13 protein-coding genes are annotated in these 17,023 nt (G+C 65.9%); 7 read left to right on the plus strand and 6 right to left on the minus strand.

Annotated features, from left to right (window positions below):
- Positions 1-165 precede the first annotated feature (165 nt).
- Complete coding sequence (locus ACIBI6_RS36240; protein ID WP_364359422.1) at positions 166-1,278, minus strand: YbhN family protein; 1,113 nt, start codon at positions 1,276-1,278, stop codon at positions 166-168.
- A gap of 58 nt (positions 1,279-1,336) precedes the next feature.
- Complete coding sequence (locus ACIBI6_RS36245) at positions 1,337-2,884, minus strand: adenylate/guanylate cyclase domain-containing protein (RefSeq protein ID WP_364359470.1); 1,548 nt, start codon at positions 2,882-2,884, stop codon at positions 1,337-1,339.
- Positions 2,885-2,986: 102 nt separating this feature from the next.
- Between ACIBI6_RS36245 and ACIBI6_RS36250 the strand changes: the two genes are divergently transcribed.
- The 5 genes from ACIBI6_RS36250 to ACIBI6_RS36270 all read left to right on the plus strand — a co-directional run bounded on the left by ACIBI6_RS36250 (position 2,987) and on the right by ACIBI6_RS36270 (position 7,760).
- Complete coding sequence (locus tag ACIBI6_RS36250) at positions 2,987-4,231, plus strand: AI-2E family transporter (protein ID WP_364359425.1); 1,245 nt, start codon at positions 2,987-2,989, stop codon at positions 4,229-4,231.
- Positions 4,209-5,414, plus strand: a complete 1,206-nt coding sequence (gene macS / locus ACIBI6_RS36255; protein WP_396959458.1) for a MacS family sensor histidine kinase — start codon at positions 4,209-4,211, stop codon at positions 5,412-5,414. The genes ACIBI6_RS36250 and macS overlap by 23 nt, the downstream gene beginning before the upstream one ends.
- Before the next feature lie 330 nt (positions 5,415-5,744).
- Positions 5,745-6,377, plus strand: coding sequence for a response regulator transcription factor (locus ACIBI6_RS36260; RefSeq protein ID WP_364359473.1), 633 nt, complete (start codon positions 5,745-5,747; stop codon positions 6,375-6,377).
- Between the two features lie 312 nt (positions 6,378-6,689).
- Positions 6,690-7,391: a DUF1707 domain-containing protein gene (locus ACIBI6_RS36265; protein WP_364359431.1), complete on the plus strand. Its 702-nt coding sequence runs from the start codon at positions 6,690-6,692 to the stop codon at positions 7,389-7,391.
- Positions 7,392-7,403: 12 nt separating this feature from the next.
- On the plus strand, positions 7,404-7,760 hold the full coding sequence (locus tag ACIBI6_RS36270; RefSeq protein WP_396959460.1) for a Uma2 family endonuclease: 357 nt from the start codon (positions 7,404-7,406) through the stop codon (positions 7,758-7,760).
- Here the strand turns inward: ACIBI6_RS36270 and ACIBI6_RS36275 are convergent.
- Entirely contained in the window at positions 7,695-8,885 is a 1,191-nt protein-coding gene (locus ACIBI6_RS36275) for a helix-turn-helix domain-containing protein (protein WP_364359437.1), read from the minus strand. The two genes, ACIBI6_RS36270 and ACIBI6_RS36275, sit on opposite strands and share 66 nt — an antisense overlap.
- Positions 8,886-9,241: 356 nt before the next feature.
- Between ACIBI6_RS36275 and ACIBI6_RS36280 the strand changes: the two genes are divergently transcribed.
- A complete protein-coding gene (locus ACIBI6_RS36280) occupies positions 9,242-9,661 on the plus strand; it encodes a hypothetical protein (protein ID WP_396959463.1) in 420 nt (139 codons plus the stop codon).
- Between the two features lie 1,079 nt (positions 9,662-10,740).
- The gene (locus ACIBI6_RS36285) at positions 10,741-12,495 is read left to right on the plus strand and encodes a DUF2339 domain-containing protein (protein ID WP_396959465.1); all 1,755 of its coding nucleotides are present in this window, start codon (positions 10,741-10,743) and stop codon (positions 12,493-12,495) included.
- Positions 12,496-12,537: 42 nt separating this feature from the next.
- Here the strand turns inward: ACIBI6_RS36285 and ACIBI6_RS36290 are convergent, their stop codons facing one another.
- The 3 genes from ACIBI6_RS36290 to trmB are packed head-to-tail and all read right to left on the minus strand — an operon-like array spanning position 12,538 to position 17,005.
- Positions 12,538-15,468: an MMPL family transporter gene (locus ACIBI6_RS36290; protein ID WP_364359446.1), complete on the minus strand. Its 2,931-nt coding sequence runs from the start codon at positions 15,466-15,468 to the stop codon at positions 12,538-12,540.
- Positions 15,468-16,196: an NYN domain-containing protein gene (locus ACIBI6_RS36295; protein ID WP_364359449.1), complete on the minus strand. Its 729-nt coding sequence runs from the start codon at positions 16,194-16,196 to the stop codon at positions 15,468-15,470. The genes ACIBI6_RS36290 and ACIBI6_RS36295 overlap by 1 nt, the downstream gene beginning before the upstream one ends.
- Positions 16,196-17,005: a tRNA (guanosine(46)-N7)-methyltransferase TrmB gene (trmB, locus tag ACIBI6_RS36300; RefSeq protein ID WP_396959468.1), complete on the minus strand. Its 810-nt coding sequence runs from the start codon at positions 17,003-17,005 to the stop codon at positions 16,196-16,198. The genes ACIBI6_RS36295 and trmB overlap by 1 nt, the downstream gene beginning before the upstream one ends.
- Between the last annotated feature and the right edge of the window lie 18 nt (positions 17,006-17,023).

The following is a 17,023-nucleotide window of genomic DNA, read 5'->3' on the forward strand; positions in this document are numbered from 1 at the left end:
CGGGGGTTGAGGTGACCCGGAGGGAGCGAGTCTTACGAGCGACCGTTCGCGGCCCGTCTCGCGTCCGAGTCGTCGAAGCGCATGCGACGCAGTCGCGAGTCTCGACGGCTCGGACGCGAGACACCAGGGGGCCGCGAACACGCCGCGCCGCAGGCGCGGCCAACATCACAGCCGGCGCTGTTCGAATTCCTTCTCGAATTCGGCATCATCGGCCTGCGGTTTGCGGAAGAGGAAAGCGATGACGATCCAGCCGATGATCGCGACCAGGACGAAGCTCACCAGGCGGTAGACGAAGGCGGCGGCGACGGCCTGGGAGGCGGGCAGGGCCGCACCGGCGGTCAGGCCGTAGATGAGCGTCGCATCGACGTAGACGATGCCGCCGGGTGCGAACGGGATCGAGCCGACGGCCTTGCCCACGGTGAAGGCGATCAGCAGACCGGCCAGCTTCGGATCGGCACCGACCGCATAGCAAGCCGCACCCAGACAGGCCACGTCGGCGAAGCGGTGCACCAGCGCCCAACCCGTGACCATTGCCCCGTCGCGCTTTCCGAGATCCACCGATTCCAGCTGCGTGAGCATATCGGCGAGCTTGTTCATGCCCTGCTTGGCGGGGCGTTTGCGGATCCGGTTGAGCAGCGCGAGTCCGCGGCGCAGCACGGTCTCCAGCGCGCCCGGATTCTTTGATAGATGGTTGCCCGCCCACACCAGCGTGACCACACCGGCCAGCGACAATATGAGCTTGAATGGCCCGACCCGGTCGCCGACCAGCAGTGCACCACCGACGCCGAGCAGTGCGAGTCCGGCGGTCGCGATCACACCGGACATCACCAACTGCCAGGAGGCGACGATCGGATTCGCACCCCATCGGCGGGTCTGGCGATAGGTGAAGGCGGTGGAGAACACCTGTCCGGCAGGCAGCGTCACCGACATTGCGGTGGCGCCGTAGACGACGGCGACGGATTTGTGCTGGCGGACCTCGACACCGCCCGCATGCAGCAGTTGTTTCTGTACCCGGCTGAATCCGCTCATCGACATTGCCTGCAGCCAGATACAGGCCGCGACCCAACCCCAGTGAATTTCGGTGAGCTTATTCCAGGAATCGTGTAATCGTGGCCAGAGGTAGTAACCCTCGCCGATCAGCAATGCCAGCAGGGCGATGCCCGCAACCCATTTGAGCCACCAGAATTTGCTCCGGCGACCACGTCTCGCCGGTCTGTCGGTGGGGTCGTCGGACGGCTGCGGCGCAGGCTCGCCGGCTAGTTCCCCATTGGCCGTCACTCGGTCAGCCTAACGAACCGACTGATTCGCTGTCTGCATCGACGTGCGGAGCCAGCATCTAATCGGCGGTGCTCCCGGGGCCCTCCGTGGTTACGCAGGCTGCCTCCTCCGTGCCCGTCGTCGCTCGCACCGCGGCCCCATCCTTCGGCCAGGCCAACATGGTCTTTCGTCGCCGCCCGCGCAGCTGGACTTCCTCGCCCGTCAGCCAAAACTCCTGCTCACTCTCGTCGGCGAAATACAGCGCGCTGCCCGAGGTGAGTACGCGGCCGGGTTGATCCTTGGCCAGTTCGGTCAGGCGCGACGCCTCGTTCACCGGATCGCCGATCACGGTGTATTCGAAACGGTTTGCGGCGCCGATATTTCCGGCGACGGCCAGGCCGGCCGAAACTCCGATTCCGATATCGAGTCCGGGCACCTCGCGCAGGGCTTCGCGCAGTTCGCGGGCGGCGGCCAAGGCCGCGGTCGGCGCGTCCGGGCGGTCCAGCGGTGCGCCGAAAATCGCCAGCGCGGCATCGCCGACGAATTTATTGACGAAGCCGTGATGTCGATCGATGACATCGACCACGATCCGGAAGAACTCGTTGAGCAGGCTGACCACCTCGGTCGGCGGTCGCTCCGCGGCGGTCGCGGTGGAGCCGACCATATCGACGAACAGGACGGCCACGAATCGGGTCTCGCCGCCGAGTTCGGTGCCGTAGTCGAGTGCCCGCTGCGCCACTTCCTCGCCGACATGCTGGCCGAACAGTTCCTGGAGCTGGCGGCGCTTGGCGGCTTCTTCCATCATGCGGTTGAAGCCGACCTGCAGCAGTCCGATCTCACTGCCGTCGAACACCTCGACCTGCACGTCGCGGGCGCCCTCCTGTACCCGGTCGATGGCCTGGCTGAGCTGGCGCACCGGGTCGGAGATGCTGGAGCCGGTCAGCATCGATAGCGCCAGCGCCTGCATGATCACCACGCCGCACAGCAACAGAATCGAAATGGCCAGCGATTGCGCGGAGAACTTCACATCCGAGGAGATCTGGGTGACGCACAGCAGCACGATGGCGATGGTGGGGGCGAAGGTGCCCATCCCCCAGGTCATCCCCATCCTGGTGCCGACGCCCGGCGTCAGCGTGTGGTCGAACGAGCCCTCGGTGAGGGCTTGTGCGGCGACCGGGCGCAGAATCCGCTCGCCGAGCATGTAGGTGAAACCGAAGACGATCGTCGCGGCCATACATTCGGTGACGATGACCGCGCCCGCCAGCTCGGGCGCGTCCGCGATGATGGTGGCGGCAAGAATGGCGCCGCCGATCAGCCACAGCACCAGATGCAGGATCGCCTGGCGCAGCGGCGCGTGTAGTGCCGCCATCTGTTCTTGGTGGCTCGGCGGCCCACCACGCATCTGCCAGCGCATGACCGGACGCAGCATGAGCGCCGAAGCGGCAAGGCTCAGCAAACCGCCCGTGGTGAAAACCAGACCCGGAATCAACAGGCCGGTGCGTCGCGCACCGGCCGCCTCACCCTCGGGAACCGGGAGTCCATATTGGATGAACGCCCACACCAGGACCGCGCCGAAGGCATTGGCCAACAGCATCGATGTCAGGTACAGCGGCCAGCGCGTTCGCATGGTCTGTTTGACCGCTTCCAAGGGCGCTGACACGATGACCAATCTAGCGTTCAGCTCAATCGAGCATGTCCGCGGCGCTCTGCGGCCATTAGGCTCGCGGAGGTGACCGACCAGAAGGTAAGTGCTCTCGGAAAAGCCAATGCTGCACGGTCGGCTGCTGATTCTGTGCACCCGTTCGTTCGAGTTTCCGCCGAGTGGGCGTGGCGGCTGCTGGTGATGTTCGCCGCACTGATCGCGAGCTCTATGGTGGTGCAGAAATTGGCGACGGTGGTCATCCCGCTCGCCATCGGCATGCTGGCCGCCGCATTGCTGGCGCCGCTGGTGGATTGGATGCAGCGGCTCGGGGTGCCGCGGGCGGTGGGGGTCTTCGTCGCGCTGGTCGGATCACTCGGGGTGGTCGCGGGGATCATGACCTTTGTCATCGAGCAGTTCATCGAGGGCGTACCGCAGTTGTCCGATGAAATTACGCACAGCATTCACGAAATTCAGGACTGGCTGATCAACGGTCCACCGCATCTGAGCGATGAGCAGATCCGCAGTGCGGGGGACACGATCGTCAAGACGATCCGGGAGAATCAGGACAGTCTCACCAGCGGTGCGCTGACCACCGCGACGGTCATCGGTCACCTGCTCACCGGCGCCTTCCTGACCCTGTTCATTCTCATCTTCTTTCTCTATGGCGGAGACCAGATCTGGCACTTCGTGACCCGGATCGTGCCGACCCCGCATCGGGAAAAGGTGCGCACCGCAGGGCAACTCGGCTTCGGCACGCTGGTCGGGTTCGTGCGCGCGACCGTGGTGGTGGCGCTCGTCGATGCCATCGGCATCGGTGCCGGCCTAGCCATTCTCGGGGTCCCGCTGGCATTGCCGTTGGCCTCGCTGGTGTTCATCAGCGCGTTCATCCCGATCGTCGGTGCATTCCTCGCCGGGACCATCGCGGTATTCATCGCATTGGTGACCAAGGGCTGGGTGACCGCGGTGATCGTGCTCGGCATCATCATCGCGGTGATGCAGCTGGAAAGCCATGTGCTGCAACCATTGCTGCTCGGACGGGCGGTGAGCATCCATCCGCTCGCGGTGGTGCTGGCCATTGCCGCGGGCATTGTGCTCGGCGGGATCGCGGGCGGCCTGTTGGCGGTGCCGTTTGTCGCGGTGATGAATACCGCGATTCGGTCGCTGCTGTCGGAAGGTCCGGAGGAGGCGTTCGAGGAACTGCATACCGGCGACGGTGGTCGATTTGCGGTGGAGCCGGATAAACCGGAGCCCGGCCGGTTCGATGTGGATGCGGTGCTGACCAAGGAGATGCATCGGGAGGACCGCTCGGATGACTCGACCGGTCCAGGCTGAGGTCAGGGCAGCCGAGCTGAGCGCGGCCGATGCGGCGACCGCGCCGCTGTGGCGTGCGGTGCAGGCATTGCGGCTGGTCACGCTGCTCTATGCGGTCGGCCAGCAGATTGCCTCGGTGCAGTACTACCAGAGCCGGCAGCTGAGCTGGGTACTGATCGCCGTGATGGCGGTGTGGTCGGGTGCATCCGCATTCATGTTGTCGCAGTGGCACTTTCCCGATGTGGCGCGGCTGCGGTCGTGGGTGGTGATCGGGGATCACCTGATGGTGATCGCGCTGATCGCCTCGACCCGGTTGGTCGCCGATTACGGCTGGTACCACGGGCATCAGACGCTGCCGACCACGCTGTGGGTCGCCAATGCCGTTGTCTCAGTGGCGATTCTGCGTGGACCGCTCGCCGGTGTGCTGTCCGGACTTTTGATTGCGGCGGTGATCGTGACGGTGCGGCAGCAGTGGGGTCAAGACGTGTGGGCCGATGCGACCGCGCCGGTGCTCGTCTCCATCGGGCTCGCGCTCGGGCTCGCGGCCAATACCGCGCGTCGGGCACAGGGACAGCTGGAACGGGCCGTTCGCTTGACCGCGGCGACCGAGGAGCGGGAGCGGCTGGCTCGTGAGGTGCATGACGGCGTGCTGCAGGTGCTCAGCTATATAAAGCGGCGTGGCAACGAGATCGGCGGTGCCACCGAGGAATTGGCGCAGCGGGCGGCGGAACAGGAAGTGGCGCTGCGGGTTTTGATCTCCGAGCAGGGAAGGCACGGGGATACCGGTGGCGCGGATGTCGACCTGCGGCCGCTGCTGACTGTGCATGCGACGCCATCGGTCTTCGTTTCGACGCCGGGCGAGCCGGTTCGGGTCGGGCGATGGATGGCGGGTGAGATTGCGGCGGCGGTGGCGAATGCACTGTCCAACGTCGCGCTGCATGCCGGGCCGGATGCAAAAGCCTATGTGCTGCTGGAGGATACCGGTGATGAGCTGATCGTCAGCCTGCGTGATGACGGTGTCGGGATTGCGCCGGGGCGTTTGGCGGAGGCGGAGGCCGAGGGGCGCATGGGGGTTTCGCGATCCATTATCGGTCGTATCGAGACGTTGGGGGGAACGGCGGTATTGCTGACCGAGGAGGCTGGTGGGGTTGGGTTCGGTACCGAGTGGGAGTTTCGGGTGCCGCGTTCGGGAGGGGTGGGGTGAGTGCGCGACAACATCTCGCTGGCGCAGGTTTCGTCGTGAATGACGACCGGCGTGCGGACGCTGCCGCGTGAACTCCCGCAGCGGCCAGAGGCCGGTGCATACCGGTGTTCGAGTGTGCAGGAGGACACTATGGCCAGTGGTGATGCTTCCGAAGCGATCGGGTCATCGATTGCCCCTAGCGACCAGGAGCTCGAGCGCGCAGGAGGGCCTTGTGACCAGTGGTGATGCGGCCGAGGCGATCGGGTCATCGGTTACCCCTGGCTGCCTGGGTATCCGTGTGCAAAGGAGGACCTTGTGACCAGGGACGAAGCGGCCGAGGCGATTTCGGTGATGGTGGTGGACGACCATCCCATGTGGCGCGACGGGGTTTCCCGTGATCTGGCCGAGGCCGGGTTCGTGGTTGCCGCGACTGCGGATGGGGTGGGGTCGGCTACTCGGCGGGCGGCGGCGGTGCGGCCTGCAGTGGTGTTGATGGACATGCAGTTGCCCGATGGGAATGGGGCGCAGGCCACTGCGGAGGTGCTACGGGTGTCGCCGGAGAGTCGGGTGCTGGTGTTGTCGGCCTCGGCCGAGCGCGGTGATGTGTTGGATGCGATCAAGGCGGGGGCCTCGGGGTATCTGGTGAAGAGTGCATCGGCTAGCGAGTTGATCGAGGCTGTGCGGGCCACCGCGGCTGGGCAACCGGTATTCACGCCGGGCCTGGCAGGGTTGGTGCTCGGTGAGTATCGGCGGATGGCGACCGCGCCTACCGAACCGGATGAACCGCATCGTCCCGCGCTCACCGAGCGGGAGACCGAGGTGCTGCGGATGGTGGCGAAAGGCTTGTCCGCCAAGCAGATTGCGTCGCGGCTCGGGCTCAGTCATCGAACGGTGGAAAACCATGTGCAGGCGACTTTGCGGAAGTTGCAGTTGGCCAATCGGGTTGAACTGACTCGCTATGCCATCGAGCAGGGACTGGAATAGGTGCGCAACGGTTCCCGAGTAGATGCGTAGCGGTTCTCGAAGTAGGTGGCGCAAGGTTCTCGAGCAACTGCGTAACGGTTTCGGCCACCTCGAAGGCTCCGGGTGCGGCCCGATCGTCCTGCGGGGGGATACCGAACATGTCGCGGACGGCGCGTGGGAAACATTCACCGTGCCACACCGGTTCCACTAGCGAGCCCCCACATGAGGTGCCCGGCGGAACGGTGCCGAAAACGGGAGATCGGGCCGAGGGGAGCGGGAACTCGGGGATTGCCCTGATGCGTCGGGTGCGCTGGGCTCGGTAATCTCGAATTCATGGGTGGCCCCGAATCGGTATCCAACGGTGTCGGCTCCGGTGACGTGGTCGGCGACCGTGAGTTGCGCGTTTCCGATGCCGAGCGCGAACATGTCGGTCAACTGCTGCAGCGCGCCGTCGGGCTCGGCATGCTCTCCCTCGGGGAGTTCACCGAGCGGATGGATACCGCGCTGGCCGCCAAGACCCGTGGCGAACTCAATGCCGTACTTGTCGACCTGCCGGGCGTGCGACTCATCGGTCAGCCCGCCGCACCGCCCTCGACCTTCGTGAACGCTTCGCCGGCATTCACGAAGCGGGTCTCACCGCCGCCCTCGGTCCCGACACAGGTCACGCCGGGCAATGTGATCCGCAGCCGCCTTTCCGGCGTCAATCGCCGCGGTCCCTGGCAGGTGGCGCCCGCGCTGCAGCTGAACAACTGGCTCTCCGGCGTCACCCTCGATTTCACCGAGGCGATCATGTCCACTCAGGTCGTCGAGGTGCATGTCGACGACTACCTCAGCTCACTCACCCTGATCGTCCCCGCCGAGGCCACCGTCGACCTCAACGCCGTCGACCTCATCGGCTCCAGCGTCAACAACAAGGTCCGCACCGGACCACCCCTCGGCCCACTGCACGTCGTCGTACACGGCCGAATCCGCTTCGGCTCGATCACCGCCAAGCACTCCCTGCGCGCCCAGTGGCGCAAGTTGATGGGGGGTTGATCGTGTGCACAATTGCGGCCCTCGGATGTTCACCTCGCCATCGAGGTCGTTTCTTCCGGAACGAAAACCAGGGAGCGAGTGCTTCGCCCCGCGCAGTATGCCGAAGCGGGCATCAAATGCTTCTGGCGCGTGGAGAATGAAGAGAACGCGATCGTCATCTACGTGTTCGAGCTGTTACCCGAGGGCGGATACGCGCCGACGGGGGCGTGCACCGGACCCGGGTGCAGGTCGATCGTCGTTTCCCGCTCGATATCGAACTGCCTGAAGTCACCTGGTAGTCAGCATATTTCGGAGCCGACCGGGTCAGGTGTTGACGCCGATGCGGCGGGCGAAGGTACGCAAGGGAACTCGGCGGTCGTGGTCCAGTAGTTCGGAGACGATGTGCCGGGGCAGCGACTGGTATTTGATCCAATCGGCACCGCCGACGCGTTCGGCGTCGAGCAGGGCGGCGAGGGCGCGCTTGTGCTGGCCGGTGCGGGCGAAGGCGACGGCCGTATCGGTGAGGTGCCGGGCGCGCGAGGCCTGGGGCAGACCGCAATTCGCGGGCATGTCCTGTGCGGCGGTCAGCGCCTCCGGATAGCGTTCGGAGCTGATATTCACATCGACTGTCTGCATGACGACTTGCGAAGGGCCGAAATAGGTTTCGTAGTCGTGGCGATCGGCGCCGATGCGCAGCGCGACCTCAGCCGCCGCTTGAACCAGCGACAACGCCTCGGGAACGTCCTGCGATCGACCGGCCGCGGTAGCGCCCTGCAAAATCAGCGATCCGTACGCGGACAGATGCGCCGGGGTCTCGTCACCGTCGGGCTCCAGATTCGCCGCCGCCCGCAGCGCGACCTTGCGCGACTCCTCGTAACGGCCCTGCACCAATAGCTGCCAGGCGACCGAGCCGCGAATGGTGGCCAGCAGCAGCGGATCGTTGCCGAGCTCGGCGGCGGCGAGTGCCTGGCGGATCGCGAGGAACGCCGGGTCGGTCTGCCCGAGATGGACCAGGGTGCAGCCGGTGACCCAATACATCCGTGCGAGTAGTTCGTTCGCGGATGCGACGGCGCCGTTGCGGGCGGTGTGCACCGTTGCTCGCAGCTGGATGAGCCCGGTCGGCAGGATCGAGGTGAGCAATTCGTAGTGACCGGTCCAGTAGGCGCCCCACGCGTAATCGACGGCCCGACTGCCCTCGTCGAGGCCGATCGCATCCTCGTCCGGGATCTCGCCGAGCAGATCGTCGACCGGGGTCAGTGCGCGTCGGATGGCGACGATACCGGCATCGGGATTGCCGGAGGGGATACCGTGTCGCTTGCCCACCAGGTCGGAGATGTCGACATCCAGTGCGCGCGCGAGTTTTTGCAGACTGGCGATCGACGCGGTCTGGCGGCCACCCTGTTCCAGTTTGCGCACCAGGTCAACGCTGACACCGGCTTGGTCGGCGAGTTGGCGCTGCGTGAGCGCCTTTCCGCGGAACAGTCTTATCCGCACGCCGATCGACGAATCGTCCATTTAGCCAAGTCCTTTGTTACATCCTTGTTTCAGCGTACGACGTTAAGTGATCGCGCTCACCGGAAGTGGGACATTACGTACGACTCGTTCCTGCTCAGTTGGAATACCGTTGCCTTTCTGCAACTTTGAGAATGCAAAGGGCGGCGGCAATGATCACCATGCCGAATACCACCGTGCGAGCTCTTCGCGCCGACCGCGCGCTCGAGCCGGGTGTCCAGACCAGTCGATTCGCGCGCCACACCCACCGCGTGCGCGAACAGCACGGTCCGCTACGCAGAGGGGGCTGCCCGGTCTGTGGACGAGGGGAGGCGTAGGCCATGTTCGAGCGCTGTCACTCCCCTCACGAAATCGCGCATATGCTGCGACATCGGTACGGGCTGCCGGTCCAACTGTTGGCCGGTCGCCCGATGATCACCACCGGCTCCATCCTCGGCGCCCTGGTGATGCCACCGGATCTGGGCCAGAAAGTCCTGGCCGCCCTCGACCGGACGTTCACGGCCCCGGTGGTTGCCGAACCCGGCGAACGCACCTGGACTTTCCTCGTCGCACCGCCGAGCCCGGCCGTACCGGTCGAGATCAGCGTGCGCCGTTGCCTGGCCGGACACTACGTAACCGTCACCCCACCCGGCCGCCACGTCCTGCTCCCCACCACCGACTCCCCACTCGGCTGGCACTGGGCGGGCGAACCAACCCCCGGCGTTCTGCGCATGCCACCCCGCTCCGCGGTGATCAATGCGGTCTACCAGGTCACCAACATGCGCTCCCACACCCTGTAATCAGCGCCGACCCCCGCCCTGCCACCGGCGGGCGGGGGTTGATCGGCAGGGGTGACTCAGCGATCAACTGTGGGTAATGACTACGTCGGCTTGGCCAGGCTGTTGAAGGTGGTTCGGGTGTAGCGGCCGCAGTAGCGCTGCGGCGCAGCTCGGTACTGGGTGACTGGTTCGCGCTGCTGGAATTCGAGTAGATCCCGGATGAGTACCAGTGGTTTCTACTCATGTTCCGGTGCGCTCGAGAAATCAGCATTGGGGATATGACTACGTCTATCGATCCCGCGCTGATTTCGCGGTTGTCCGGGGAGTTCGCTGCGTTGGGAACGCAGATGGGCGTCCTCGGCCGAGATTTGGATTTGTTACGAGCGCAGATCATCGCGGATTCAGTTGCGGCACCTGCGGTTTCGAAGGACTCGACCGGGTTCTCGGTTCGCGGGGAGTATCCGCTCGGTCCGATCCCGGTGCCGCTCGGCGGCAGCGGCGAGCCTGTGTCCGGACCCCCAGAGGCGGTGGGTGGCCAGCAGGTTGGTGCTCCGTTGGCTCCGACGGCCGAAGCGATCTCTGGTGACTCCGCTGCGCCTGGGACAGGTGCGGCGCCGGGTGTTCCGGCCTGGCCAGCGGGGGGTGCGGCCGTCGAGGACGCGGCCTCGGGTACTCATGGTGTGTCTGCAGAGGCTGCGGTGTCGGGTGTGCGTGCGCCGGTTGTACCTGCAGGTGGTGCGGTGCCGCGGCAGTCAGCTTCTGCGGGCGTTCCCGTTGCGCCTGGGACGGGTGGGGTACCGGGTGTTCCGGCCATGCCTCCGGCGTCGGAGGGTGCGGGATCGCCCCCGGGGACTGGTGCCATGCCCGCGGCAGGTGCGTCGGCGGCGGCGTCAGCCCAGGGGCCCGCAGCGGGTGCGGCACCGGGTGTACCTGCCGCAGGGGCGGTACCTGGCGCAGGGGCGGTGCCTGGCGCGCCGATGGCGGGTGCGGTGCCGTCGGCACCAACTCCTGGCGAGGGAGGGCGGATTCCGATGCCGCCGGTTGCGCCTTCGGGGTGGACGCGGCCGGTGCCTGGATATGGACAGGCGGGCGGTGTTGGGATGTCCGGATGGGCTGCGGCGCCGGGCGGGGTGCCCGGTGGGGTGCTAGGACCTTCGGGCGTGGGCGGTGGGTTCGTGCCGCCGCGGGCGGCTGGTGGGGCGGTTCCGCCGGGGGTGCCGCCGTGGCCGCCGCGGCGGGGTGCGGCGAAGACGCCGTGGTGGCAGCAGGAGGGGATGATCAGTCGGGTGCTGGCGGTGGCCGGGGTAGGGGTGACGCTGATCGGGGTGGTGATGCTTTTGGTGCTTGCCGCGCAGGCGGGGTTCTTCGGGCCGGTGCCGAGAGTTGTGGCTGGAGCTGTGTTCTCGGCGGCACTGGCCGGGGCCGGGGTGCGGGTGTTCGGGCGGGCGGGTGGCCGGGTTGGTGGAATTTCCTTGGCTGCCACAGGTATTGCCGGGATGTATCTGGATGTGGTTGCGGTGACGGCGATCTACGACTGGCTACAGCCGGTGGTCGGGCTCGCGGTGGCATTAGGTGTTGCGGCGGGTGGGGTCGGGTTGGCGATGCGGTGGCAGTCGCAGCCGCTTGCGGTGCTCGTGGTCGCGGGAGCGGCGTTGTTGTCGCCGTTCGTCACTTCGGAATTGGTGCTGCTCGCATTCCTGATCGTGTTGCAGTTGACATGCGTGCCGGTGCAATTGGTCCGCGATTGGCCGTTCCTGCATGTGGTGCGCACGGTGCCCGCGATATTGGCGACTTTGCTGGCGATTGCCATTGCCGCCGTGGATAATCCGGCGCCGAGCCGGGTGTACTGGCTGCTCACGGCCGCGGTGGCGATTGCGGTGATCGGGCTCGTCGGCGGTTTTCTGGTGGTGCGCAGGCGATCCGGTGATATCGTCGCCGCGCTGACTTTCGCGCTGTCCACAGTTCCGCTCTTGGCCGCACCCGTAATGTTCGAGCGGCATTCGGCGACGTTGGTCGCGGCGGCTTATGGGGCGGTGCTGCTGGCCGTGGCATCGCTGCACAGCGTGCCGAAATTGCGTGAGCTGGTGCGGATTCCGGGTTCGATCGCCTTCGTCGCCGCGATCGCCGGTTCATTCGCGCTGTTCGAAGGATGCGTCGGCGTGACGCGAGTGCAGACCCTGCCGATCGCACTGCTCCTGGTTGCGCTTTGCTACCTCGGTTCAGCCGGACAGCAGCGCTCACGCATCACCGCCGCCATCGGCGCGGCGTTCACGCTGCTCGGTTCGGTAGTGTACTTCGCCACCGTGAGTCCGGAAGCGCTTGCGACACAACGGCTTGCGCACCTGCGCTTGGGTATCTCGACCGCACTGGACGCCGTCCTCGCGCTCGCAGTGATCGTTGTGGGCGTCTGGTGCGCTCGGAGACTCCCCGGCATGACCAAGGGCGGAACCGACGAATCGACGCTGTTCGTCGTCGCGAGCATTGCGGGCCTGTATGCCATAACTGCCGCCGCGGTCTCGATCGGCATCGCGACGGGCAGCGCTGACGGCTTCATTATCGGCCACAGCGCCGCCACCATCCTGTGGATGGCCGCTGCCACCGCCGCACTGTTCTTCGGCCTGCGCAACCTGTCCCGCTCGGCCGCCGTCGCCAAATTGGCCCTCGGTTCCGGACTTCTCGTCACCGCAGCCGCTCTGGCCAAACTGTTCTTCTTCGACCTCGCCACCCTCGACGGTCTGGTCCGAGTAGCGGCCTTCCTGGTAGTCGGCGTCCTGCTGCTGCTGGCGGGTACCCGCTACGCCCGCGCCTTCGCCGAAGCCGGTGCCACAAACCCGGATTCAGCAGAATCCCGCTGACACCTGTGTTAGCGGCAACGAAAGCCACAGCCGTACAACGTATTACTCGCGATCCCGCCGCCGCAGCAACTCGTTCACGCTGACCGTCCGCCCGTCCGCGCTGTGATGGCGACCTTCGTCGGGCTTGCCGATGCGGCGCCGGTTGGACCTCAGCTCGGCCATCCAGTTTTCGATGCTGCTGCGGTTCTCTTCAGGCGCATCGTCATTCGAAGTGCCGGGCAGCTGCGGTGCCGCGTGGTGGGACGGATGGTCCGCGGTCGGGATCGGCGTCGGCTGAGCGGGCGGCGGGGGAGGCGTGGGCGTGGGTGCAGGCGGAATCGGACGAGTCGGCTCGGACGCCCCCGAAATCGTCGGAACCGGCCGCGGCCGAATGGGCTCGGGCGGCGCCGACTGGCCGAGCGGTGTGGGAGGCGCCGACTGGCCGAGCGATGCGGCATGCGCGGACGGCAACCGCGGCGCGGCTGGTGCGGATTGCCCCGATGGCGATCCCGGCGCGGACGATGCAGGAGGTCCGGATGGCGGCCCGGATGGGGGCACCGGCGGTCCAGGCGGTGGCGTATGCAACGGCGAACTCGCGCGCGGCCGAGTCGGATCATGCGGCGTGACCGGCCGCGGTGGCACCGGCGGGTCTGCCGGAATTTTCGCGAAATGCTGTGTCGGCGCCTCCGCCTCGATCTCCTCGACCGTGCGCGGCCGCCGCGGTGACCGCGACCGAGTACTGACGTTATCGGTGAGCGCGGGCATCTGCATCGTCACCGGATCGGTTATCGGCGTGGTCTTCACCAGGTCGACGACCTCGCCCCCGCCGGGACGCTCGTCGTCCAGAATCGGCTCGCCGAGCCCGACCTTCTGCTGTACCTTCTTCATCCACGCCGGCGCCCACCAGCAGTCGTCGCCGAGCAGCTTCATGGTGGCCGGGACGAGCAGCATGCGCAGAATCGTCGCGTCGATGAACAGCGCCGCGATCATGCCGTAGGCCAGATACTGCATCATGACCAGATCGGAGAACGCGAACGCGCCGGTCACCACGAGCAGGATGAGCGCGGCGGCGGTGATGATGCGCCCGGTCTGCGCGGTACCGATGCGCACCGCCTCGGTCGTCGAAGCCCCCTGCGTGCGCGCTTCGACCATGCGCGACAACAGGAATACCTCGTAGTCGGTCGAAAGACCGTAGATAACCGCGATGATCAGCACCAACACCGGCGACATGATCGGCTGCGGCGTGAAGTTCAACAGGCTCGCGCCGTGTCCATCGATGAAGATCCACGTCAAAATGCCGAGCGTGGAACCCAATCCGAGCGCGCTCATCAACGCGGCCTTGATCGGCAGCACCAGTGAGCCGAAGGTGAGGAACATCAGCAGCGTGGTGACGAACAGCACCAGTGCGATCATCAACGGCATCCGGTGCAGCAGCGCGTCGATGCTGTCCTTCTGGATCGCGGGCTGGCCGCCGACATACATCTGCACGTCGTCCGGAATTTCCAGGGAGCGCAGATAGTCGATGGTCGGATCCGCGTTCTCCGAATCCGCGAGCGTCGCGCTGGTGCGGAAAACTTCCTTGTCCGTGTTGGACTGAGCAGGCACGTCGAAGGTGCCGTTCAAGCCGGGCGCCTGCTTCGCCGCGGTCCACAACTTGCCGACGTCATTGCTGTTACCGGAGACGAAAACCAGCTGAATCGGATCGGACTTGCGTAGCGGGAAGATCGAGTCGAACTTCGCCTGTGCGAGTCGGGTCGCGTTATCCGGCGGCAGATACCGCTCGTTGATACCGCCGAAGGCCAGATTCTTGACCGGAATGATCAGCAGCAGCAACAGGATGCAGATCGGGATCGCGATCTTGAGCGGATGCTGCATCACCCAGCGGGTCGTCGTGCCCCATAGGCTGGTCTCGACTTCTTCGGCGGTCTTGGTCTTGCGGAAGCGCTTGAGCCCGAGCATATCCACCCGCGACCCGAGGATGCTCAGCATCGCGGGCAGGATGGTGATGGCGGTCAGCGCGGCCAGCGAGACGGTCGCGATGGAGCCGTACGCGATCGACTTGAGGAAGCCCTGCGGGAACAGCAGCATGCCGCCGAGGCTGGCGATGATCATGGTCGCGGAGAACACCACGGTGCGACCCGCGGTCATCACCGAGCGGCGGACGGCCGCGCGCGTGTCGTAGCCCTCGGCGAGTTCCTCACGGAACCGACTCACGATGAACAGGCCGTAGTCGATGGCCAGACCGAGACCGATCATCGAAACGACCGGCGAGACAAACGAGTTGACCTCGGTGAACTGGGTGACGAACCGGACGATGCCCCAGGCGCCGATCACCGTTAGACCACCGACGATCAGCGGCAGCGCCGCCGCGACCACACCACCGAAGATGAAGAACAGCAGCACCGCGACCGCGGGGATGGCCAGGATCTCCATCCGCTTCTGGTCGGCGGCCATGGTGTCGTTCAGCGTGCCGGCCACCGCCTGCAGACCCGCGACCTGCACGTCGATGCCCGGAATCGCGAAGACATCCTTCACTTTCCGGAAGTTGCGTACCATATCGGTGTCGTTATCGCCCTGGATGGCGATCGAGGCGAAGGTGTACTTCTTATCCTTCGAACCGAATGTCAACGGTGACGCCGGACCGGTTTCGGTCTGCCAGTAGGCGCCGTTGATCTTGGCGATCTCATCCGGATGTTCGCGCGGCAGCTTGTTGAGGCTGTCGACGATCTTCTGCCGGAATTCGGGATCATCGATCGTCGTACCGTTCGGTGCGGGGTAGAGCACGATCACATCGCTGTTGTGATCACGTCCGAACGCCTCGTCGGACAACTTGGCCGCCGTGGCCGATTGCGACGTGGGATCATCCCACCCGCTGGAGCTGAGATGGTCTTCCAGGCCTAGGCCGTAACCGCCGAGTGCCAAGAGTGCGGCCGCGACCATGCCGATGACAGCAAAGCGCAGCCGATAGACCAGATCGCCCCAGCGTGTGAACACTAAGCGACTCCTTGGGCAGGGCGAGAGGTGAGTAGCGCCGACAGCGGCCGGAACGGCTGCAGCCAAGCACCCTCGTCGGGCAGCGAGTCGAGGCTGACCCTGGGCAGTGGTTCACGGAACACGCCCGGGATGTCCTCGAGATCTACGAACTCGAGGGTATCGGATGTTACGGCCCAACTCGCATGCTCACGGAAGCCGAGTATCTGAGCGGGGATTCCGTTGGCGGCCAATCGTTCGAGCGGTTCGCGGAATGCCTGGCCATCGGCGGAGGCGACCATGATGCCCGCCAGCCCGGCGCCGCGACTGCGTAGCTCGATGTGCGCGAGCATATCCGCGTCGACATCGGAGTCCTCATCGATCTTGGGCTTGGCGAAGACCGCGTAGCCGACATTGCGCAGCGCCTCCACCCACGGCCGCACCACATCGGCGGTGCCGGGCGCGATATTGGTGAAGACGGTCGCTTCCGGTTCGACCCGGGTCGCGCTGCCCACCGATAGTTCGGCGGTGCGCGCGAGCAGCCAGCGGCCGAGTGCGTCGAAGCGCGGTCGATAGGCGGCGGTCGGGCGGCCGCCGAGGATCGCGCCGAGGCCCATGTCGAGATTCGGGGCGTCCCAGACCAATAGCACCCGACGCACATCGGGCGTAACCGCGCCGATCACCTCGGATCCGGTCCCGTGCACCTCCCCGGCAACATCCACGACCTCACGGGCCATCTCACCGACACTCATCATCCGATCTTCCCCCATATGAACTCGTTGATGGCGCTTCCGGCGCGATGTGCCTTGCCTTCGAATTTGGTGACTGGCCTTTCGAAACCGATCGGCGCGCTGTCGCGATGCTCGGCACTGACCCCGCCCGTGGTCTCGTTCAGGCCGATGAGCTGTGGTTCTGCCGCGCCGACCGCCGCGATGAACTCCGCGTAGTCGGCGTGGTCGGTCGCGACATGCAACACACCGCCGGGCCGAAGGCGATTGGCGATCAATGCGAATGTCGCGGGCTGCAGCAGCCGCCGCTTGTGGTGTCGCGCCTTCGGCCACGGGTCGGGAAAGAAGACTCGGACGCCCGTGAGCGACTGCTCAGCAATCATGTTCTCCAACACATCGACGGCGTCGCCGCGCAACAGGCGAATGTTGTCGATCTGCTCGCGCTCGATGCGCTGCACCAGTTGCGCGAGACCGGGCTGATAGACCTCGATGCCGATGAGATTCAGATGCGGTTCCGCCTGCGCCATCGCGGCGGTGGCGGTGCCTGTCCCACAACCGATCTCGATGACGAGCGGAGCGTCGCGACCGAACCAGGCGGCGGCGTCGAGTGGTTCGTCGGCCACATCGCGGCCGATCCTGGGCCAGGTGCGATCCCAGGATTGCTGCTGGGTCGCGGTGAGTGCGCCCCGACGCGAGCGGAAGCTCGTCACTCGGGGGTACAGGCGTGAGCCCGAGCCTTTTCGGGATCCACTGTCCGCCGGAGCCGAAGCTGTGGACGGCGGTCCGGGAACTGACTCGGCAGTATGGTTCGCGGCGTCGTTCACGCGCTCCATTGTCCAGCATCGCAGGAT

The sequence above is a fragment of the Nocardia sp. NPDC050412 genome (genome assembly GCF_044458825.1).
Classification (GTDB): Bacteria; Actinomycetota; Actinomycetes; order Mycobacteriales; family Mycobacteriaceae; genus Nocardia.

Bases quoted from the DNA above. Each gene is read 5' to 3' on its own strand.
- ACIBI6_RS36285 (WP_396959465.1), top strand. From the start codon at position 10,741: ATGTCCGGATGGGCTGCGGCGCCGGGCGGGGTGCCCGGTGGGGTGCTA.
- macS (WP_396959458.1), top strand. From the start codon at position 4,209: ATGACTCGACCGGTCCAGGCTGAGGTCAGGGCAGCCGAGCTGAGCGCG.
- trmB (WP_396959468.1), bottom strand. From the start codon at position 17,005: ATGGAGCGCGTGAACGACGCCGCGAACCATACTGCCGAGTCAGTTCCC.
- ACIBI6_RS36260 (WP_364359473.1), top strand. From the start codon at position 5,745: ATGGTGGTGGACGACCATCCCATGTGGCGCGACGGGGTTTCCCGTGAT.
- ACIBI6_RS36275 (WP_364359437.1), bottom strand. From the start codon at position 8,885: ATGGACGATTCGTCGATCGGCGTGCGGATAAGACTGTTCCGCGGAAAG.
- ACIBI6_RS36265 (WP_364359431.1), top strand. From the start codon at position 6,690: ATGGGTGGCCCCGAATCGGTATCCAACGGTGTCGGCTCCGGTGACGTG.
- ACIBI6_RS36245 (WP_364359470.1), bottom strand. From the start codon at position 2,884: ATGCGAACGCGCTGGCCGCTGTACCTGACATCGATGCTGTTGGCCAAT.
- ACIBI6_RS36280 (WP_396959463.1), top strand. From the start codon at position 9,242: ATGCTGCGACATCGGTACGGGCTGCCGGTCCAACTGTTGGCCGGTCGC.
- ACIBI6_RS36295 (WP_364359449.1), bottom strand. From the start codon at position 16,196: ATGAGTGTCGGTGAGATGGCCCGTGAGGTCGTGGATGTTGCCGGGGAG.